This window comes from Streptomyces sp. NPDC111516, from assembly GCF_055635345.1.
In genome coordinates this window covers 41,604-47,603 of sequence record NZ_JBVKBV010000035.1, presented here as the reverse complement: position 1 = coordinate 47,603, position 6,000 = coordinate 41,604, and the positions used below count along the sequence as shown (strand labels likewise).

The window sequence follows — 6,000 nt, the reverse complement described above, 5'->3', positions numbered from 1 at the left end:
CGACCTCGCCGACTACGGCGTCGTCGGCGACCTCTTCCAGGTGGTGCCCCAGCTCACCGAAGAGGTCAAGACCCGCAAGGGCTGACCCGCCCCCCTTGAAACAGTGTCCCGACGGTCCGGGGCCGCGCGGTGCGCACTCACTCACCGCACGGCCCCGGACCGTTTTGGATCACCATTGACGCAGGTCCGACGGCCTTATAACTTCACTATACGGATTGTTGCTTCCGGGAAGCGGAAACAGTGTGACTGTGGAGGGTGTGGAAATGGGACAGCAGGAGAAGGTGGCAACGAGTCTCGCCGGTGCGGTCAGCGAGGAGATCAGTGCTTCCCTCACCGCGGTCGACGCCGAGCTCGCCCGCCGCTACCCGGGAGACCCGGGCACGCGCCAGCCGGTCCACACGGTCTACGTACCCGGCGACACGTTCACCTCCGGCACCATCCGGTCCTGGGGCGACCGGGCGCTGAAGGCCCTCGACGAACACGCCCCCGACGCGACCGCGTTCGCCACCGCACTCGGTATCCCGGACGAGCTCGCCGCCCCCATCCATGAGCGAGTACGCGCCAAGCTGGAGCGCGAGCCCGTCGAAGACCTGCGTATCGATTTCGAGGATGGTTACGGTCCCCGCCCCGACGCCGAGGAGGACGAGGCCGCGGCCCGCGCCGCGCGGCTCGTCTCGGAGGCGTACGAGAACGGAACGGCCGCCCCGTACATGGGCATCCGGATGAAATGCATGGAGGCCGCCGTGCGCGACCGCGGCATCCGTACCACGGACATCTTCCTCACCGGCCTGATGCAGGCGGGCGGCCTCCCCGACGGACTGGTCCTCACCCTCCCCAAGGTGACGTATCCCGAGCAGGTCACCGCCTTCGTCCGGCTCCTCGAAGCGTTCGAGCAGGCGCACGGGCTGCCGGCCGGCCGGCTCGGCTTCGAGATCCAGATCGAGACCAGCCAGTCCATCCTCGCCGCCGACGGCACCGCCGCCGTCGCCCGCATGATCGACGCCGCGCAGGGCCGCGCCACCGGTCTGCACTACGGAACCTTCGACTACAGCGCCTGCGTCGGCGTCAGCCCCGCCTACCAGGCCAGCGACCACCCGGCCGCCGACCACGCCAAGGCCGTCATGCAGGTCGCCGCCGCGGGCACCGGCGTACGGGTCTCCGACGGCTCCACCAATGTCCTTCCGGTCGGCCCCACCCACCAGGTCCACGATGCCTGGCGACTCCACTACGGCCTCACGCGCCGCGCGCTGGCCCGTGCCTACTACCAGGGCTGGGACATGCACCCGGGCCACCTGCCGACCCGTTACGCGGCCGTGTACACCTTCTACCGCGAGGGCCTGGAGCAGGCCGCTGGGCGGCTCGCCGCGTACGTCGCGAAGGCGGGCGGCGACGTCATGGACGAACCCGCCACCGCCAAGGCGCTCAGCGGATATCTCCTGCGCGGCATCGACTGCGGCGCCCTGGACACCGCCGAGGTCGCCCTGCTGACCGGGCTGACGCGCGCGGACCTGGACGCCTTCGCGTCGCCGCGGCGGGGCGGGCTCACGGTGACCGCGCCGTAATCGACAGGCTCTCAGGCGGGCGGCAGCTCGCCCGAGCCACGCGGGATGAGCGTCGTGGGGAGCTCTACGCGGGCCGGGGGGTGGTCCGCGCCGTCCAGGCGGCGGAAGAGGTGCTCCGCGGCGGTGCGGCCGACGGCTGAGGCGTCCTGGGAGATGACGGTGATGCCGAGCAGGTCGGCCAGTTCGATGTCGTCGAAGCCGACCAGGGCGACTCGCCGTTCCTGCTCCGCGAGGACACGTACCGCCGTCACCGTCACCCGGTTGTTGCCCGCGAACAGTGCGGTGACGGGCTCGGGGCCGGACAGCATCTCCTCGGCTGCGGCCCGGACCCGGTCCGGGGCGGTCGAGCCGAGGGAGACCCAGGAGTCCTTCACCGCCGTCCCGGCGTCCGCCATGGCCGCGTGGTAGCCGCGCAGCCGCTCGGTGGCGGTGTGGATGCGCGGCTGGTCGCCGATGAAGCCGATCCGGCGGTGGCCGTGCGCGATCAGATGCGCGACGCCCTCGCGGGCGCCGCCGAAGCTGTCGGAGAGAACCATGTCGGCGTCGATACGTCCTGCCGGGCGGTCCACGAAGACGGTGGCGACGCCCGCCTTTATCTCCGGTTCCAGATAGCGGTGGTCGTCGCCGGCCGGGATCACGATGAGACCGTCCACCCGGCGCGCGCACAGGGCCAGGACCAGCTCCTGCTCGCGCTCCGGGTCCTCGGCGCTCGACCCGTTGATGAGCAGGGCGCCGTGCGCCCGGGCGACCTCCTCCACCGCGCGGCTCAGGGGCCCGTAGAACGGGTCGGCGAGATCCTCCAGGACGAGCCCGATGGAGGCGGTGCGGCCCTTGCGCAGGACGCGGGCGCTGTCGTTGCGGCGGAAGCCGAGCGCCTCGATGGCCTCCTGGACCCGACGTTCGGTGTCCGGCGTGACTCCCGGCTCACTGTTGACCACACGGGAGACCGTCTTGAGGCCCACTCCGGCACGAGCGGCCACATCCTTCATGGTCGGCCGGTTGCCGTAGCGGGTCTCGGAGTGACGGGCGGTCTCGGCCACGGTGCGCTGTCCTGTCGTCGGGTGCGGGTGGTCCGGCGGGCCCGGAGACGGTGCTGCGGAGAGGCCGGAGGCTGTGCGGTCGAGCATAGGCCCTGGACAACGTTGTCAGCTGAATGGAGACTGGGCAGACTGATTACCGAAGCCGCAGGTCCCGCACCCGACTCATCACGGAGCCACACCGATGCATACCGACCTCGTCGCCGCGCTGGACGTCGGCGGAACCAAGATCGCTGCCGCGCTGGTGGACGGCAGCGGCGCGCTTCTCGTACGGGCGCAGCGGCCGACGCCCGCCCGGGAGAGCGCCGAGACGGTGATGGGGGCCGTGACGGAGGTCCTGGCCGAGCTGTCCGGCTCACCGCTGTGGGGACGGGCGACCGCCGTCGGTATCGGCAGCGCGGGCCCGGTGGATGCCTCGGCCGGCACGGTGAGTCCCGTCAACGTCCCTGCCTGGCGCGACTTCCCGCTGGTGGAGCGCGTCGGCAAGGCGGTCGGCGGACTGCCCGTCGAACTGGTCGGCGACGGGGTCGCGATGACCGCGGCCGAACACTGGCTGGGCGCGGCCCGCGGCTACGACAACGCGCTGTGCATGGTCGTGTCGACCGGTGTGGGCGGCGGACTCGTCCTCGGCGGAAAGCTGCACCCCGGCCCCACGGGCAACGCCGGCCACATCGGCCATGTCAGCGTGGATCTGGACGGCGACCCGTGTCCGTGCGGTTCGCGCGGCTGTGTCGAGCGCATCGCCAGCGGACCGAACATCGCCCGCCGGGCGCTGGAGACCGGCTGGCAGCCCGGACCGGACGGCGATGCCTCGGCGGTCGCCGTGGCCGCCGCCGCGCGGGCCGGGGATCCCATCGCCATTGCCTCGTTCGAGCGTGCCGCGCAGGCGCTGGCCGCCGGGATCGCCGCCACCGCCACGCTCGTCGAGATCGACATCGCGGTGATCGGCGGGGGAGTCGCCGGTGCGGGCGACATCCTCTTCGCTCCGCTGCGCCGTGCCCTGCGCCGGTACGCCACGCTCTCCTTCGTCCAGCAGCTCACGGTGGCCCCGGCGGTGATGGGTACCGACGCGGGGCTCGTGGGCGCGGCGGCCGCGGCGGCGCGGGTGGGTTCGCGCGGGACGGTGGCCGTTCAGGCCTGACTGCCGACGGCGCGGTGAGAAGCGCCGGACGGGCCCCGGGACCGATGTCCGGGGCCCGTCCGGCGTCCGAAGGCGCGATGTGGCCGCGACCGCGATTCCGTGGGGGCTGTCCCGCTGCCGCTTCCGTCAGCAGGTGATCCTCAGGTCCCCCCAGTCCGCGTGGTCGGAATCGACGCCGTCCCCGCCGTCGGTGACCACCAGACGTACCACCTGCGCGCCGCTCACATCCGCCGAGAGCGGCTGCGCGGGCATCGCATTGGTCAGTACGCCGGTCGCCGCCGCCTTCGTACCGTCGGCCCAGACCTCGAAGACGACCGTGCCCTTGGTCCCCTTCTCGTCGTCGACCCCGACCTGGGCCGTCACGGCGCTGCATGCCCCGCCGGTGTAGAACTCGACGGCGCTGTCGGCATGCACACCGAGCCCCTTGGCGAAGACCGTGCCGCCGATGGTGAGCGGATTGCCGTCTCCCGCCTTGCTCTCACCATTGCTGGTGTCCTGTTCGACCGGGCCCCAGCCGTTGGTGGCGGAGAGCCGGGGCAGATCGCTCAGGTAGCTGGTGCCCGCCGGTGGCGCGACCACCACATGGGCCCGGAACGGGACCGTGGACCTCACCTGTGTACCGCTCGGTGAGCGGTACCGGGCGGTGAGGGTCAGGTCGTACGTGCCGGTGGCCGTGCCCGCAGGGGCCGTCACCTGCCAGCGGGTGGTCAGGGCCCGGCCGGTCGGCAGGGCCGGTGATCCGGTCGGCGATGCCGCCTTCACCTGCCAGCCCGAAGGGCCGGTGAGAGCCGCGGACACCGTTGTGGCGGCGGTACGGCCGAGATCGGTCACCGCCGTCGTCAGCGTCGCGGTGCGACCCGCCTCGACCAACGGGCTTCCCTCCAGCCCGAGTTCCACGGCGGGCGGGTGCGCGGCCCACTTGCCGCCGGCGGCGATGCGCAACAGTACGGTCCCGTGTGCCGGGACGGTCGCCGAGACGCTGCCCGCCGTGTTGTACGTCGTGTGCTCCCACAGGTCACGCATCGTGTACGCGGTGGCCTTCGGCAGCCCCGCCGCCTCGGCCGTCGTCGAGATGCGCTGTGCGCTGCCCGTCTCGTTGAAGAGGGCCACGACGCGGCTGCCGTCCTGCATCTCCTTGGTGACGACCCAGCGGCCGTCGGCGGAGGAGAGCACGGTGCCCTGCTTGCCCAGCGGATCCTGATCGACCGCGATGACCTCGTGGTTGGAGAGGATCTCGAAGGTTTCCGGGCTCGCCCGGCGCAGATCGGAACCGATGAGCAGCGGCGCCGCCATCACGGACCACATGGAGAAGTGGGTGCGGTACTCCGTGTCCGTCATGCCGCCGTTGCCGACCTCCAGCATGTCGGGGTCGTTCCAGTGCCCGGGGCCCGCGGCGGCCGCGAGGGGAAGATTCTGCTTCATGATCGACAGCATGCTTCCCCAGCTGTCGTTGATGTCGCCCGTCGTGCGCCAGAGGTTGCCGAGCTCGCCGGCCCATTCCCAGGGCTTGTTCTGGCCCCATTCGCAGATGCTGTAGACGATGGGGCGGCCGGTCGCCGCGAGCGCGTCCCGCATCGTCGTATAGCGCTGTTTCGCGTCGACGCCCTGGTTGTTGCAGTTGTCGTACTTGAGGTAGTCGATTCCCCAGTCGGCGAACTGCCGCGCATCGCTGTACTCATGGCCGAGCGCGCCCGGCAGTCCCACGCTGTCGCAGGTCTTGGTGCCGGCGCTGGTGTAGATGCCGATTTTCAGACCCTTGGAGTGGACGTAGTCAGCGACGGCCTTGATGCCGTTCGGGAAGCGTTGTGGATCGGCCTCCAGCTTTCCGTCCGCATTGCGCTGCGGCTTTGCCCAGCAGTCGTCGAGATTGACGTACTGATAGCCGGCGTCCTTGAGGCCCTTCTCGACGAAGATGTCGGCGATTCCCTTGACCATCGACTCGTTGAACTCGGCACGGCAGTGGGTCGAGTTCCAATTGTTGAACCCCATCGGAGGGGTGAGCGCAAGGCCGCTACCGGCCCGTGGCGCCGGAGCCGGGGCCGGAGCGCGTGAATCCGCCACGGCGGGAGTGGTGGACCCCGCGGCGCAGAGCAGTCCGGTCAGCAGCGCTCCGATGAGTCTGCGATGGCCGGTTCGGGTTGTACGGGTTGGAAGACGACGCATCGTTACGTTCCTCCACACTCGTCCATGATCGGATGACGGCATGTGCACGCCAAGGCGTGCGATTACGTTAGACCGTGTTGAAGTCTGTTGGAAGACG

4 protein-coding genes are annotated in these 6,000 nt (G+C 70.8%); 2 read left to right on the top strand and 2 right to left on the bottom strand.

All coding sequences use genetic code 11. The features are described 5' to 3' along the window. Window positions 1–263: 263 nt before the first annotated feature. Window positions 264–1,562 carry a DUF6986 family protein gene (locus ACZ7L9_RS35500; RefSeq protein ID WP_471421655.1) on the top strand — a complete coding sequence of 433 codons (1,299 nt, stop codon included), beginning with the start codon at window positions 264–266 and terminating at the stop codon, window positions 1,560–1,562. Window positions 1,563–1,573: 11 nt separating this feature from the next. Here ACZ7L9_RS35500 and ACZ7L9_RS35495 read toward each other — a convergent pair whose 3' ends face one another. Continuing rightward, window positions 1,574–2,602, bottom strand: a complete 1,029-nt coding sequence (locus tag ACZ7L9_RS35495) for a LacI family DNA-binding transcriptional regulator (RefSeq protein WP_471421654.1) — start codon at window positions 2,600–2,602, stop codon at window positions 1,574–1,576. A gap of 181 nt (window positions 2,603–2,783) precedes the next feature. Here ACZ7L9_RS35495 and ACZ7L9_RS35490 point away from each other — a divergent pair, with 181 nt between their 5' ends. Further along, window positions 2,784–3,740, top strand: a complete 957-nt coding sequence (locus tag ACZ7L9_RS35490) for an ROK family protein (RefSeq protein WP_471421653.1) — start codon at window positions 2,784–2,786, stop codon at window positions 3,738–3,740. Window positions 3,741–3,866: 126 nt separating this feature from the next. Here the strand turns inward: ACZ7L9_RS35490 and ACZ7L9_RS35485 are convergent, their stop codons facing one another. Beyond that, window positions 3,867–5,903 carry an NPCBM/NEW2 domain-containing protein gene (locus ACZ7L9_RS35485; protein ID WP_471421652.1) on the bottom strand — a complete coding sequence of 679 codons (2,037 nt, stop codon included), beginning with the start codon at window positions 5,901–5,903 and terminating at the stop codon, window positions 3,867–3,869. Window positions 5,904–6,000 lie beyond the last annotated feature (97 nt).

Excerpts from the sequence above, each read along its gene's own strand:
- ACZ7L9_RS35500 (WP_471421655.1), top strand. The coding sequence starts at position 264 with ATGGGACAGCAGGAGAAGGTGGCAACGAGTCTCGCCGGTGCGGTCAGC.
- ACZ7L9_RS35490 (WP_471421653.1), top strand. The coding sequence starts at position 2,784 with ATGCATACCGACCTCGTCGCCGCGCTGGACGTCGGCGGAACCAAGATC.
- ACZ7L9_RS35485 (WP_471421652.1), bottom strand. The coding sequence starts at position 5,903 with ATGCGTCGTCTTCCAACCCGTACAACCCGAACCGGCCATCGCAGACTC.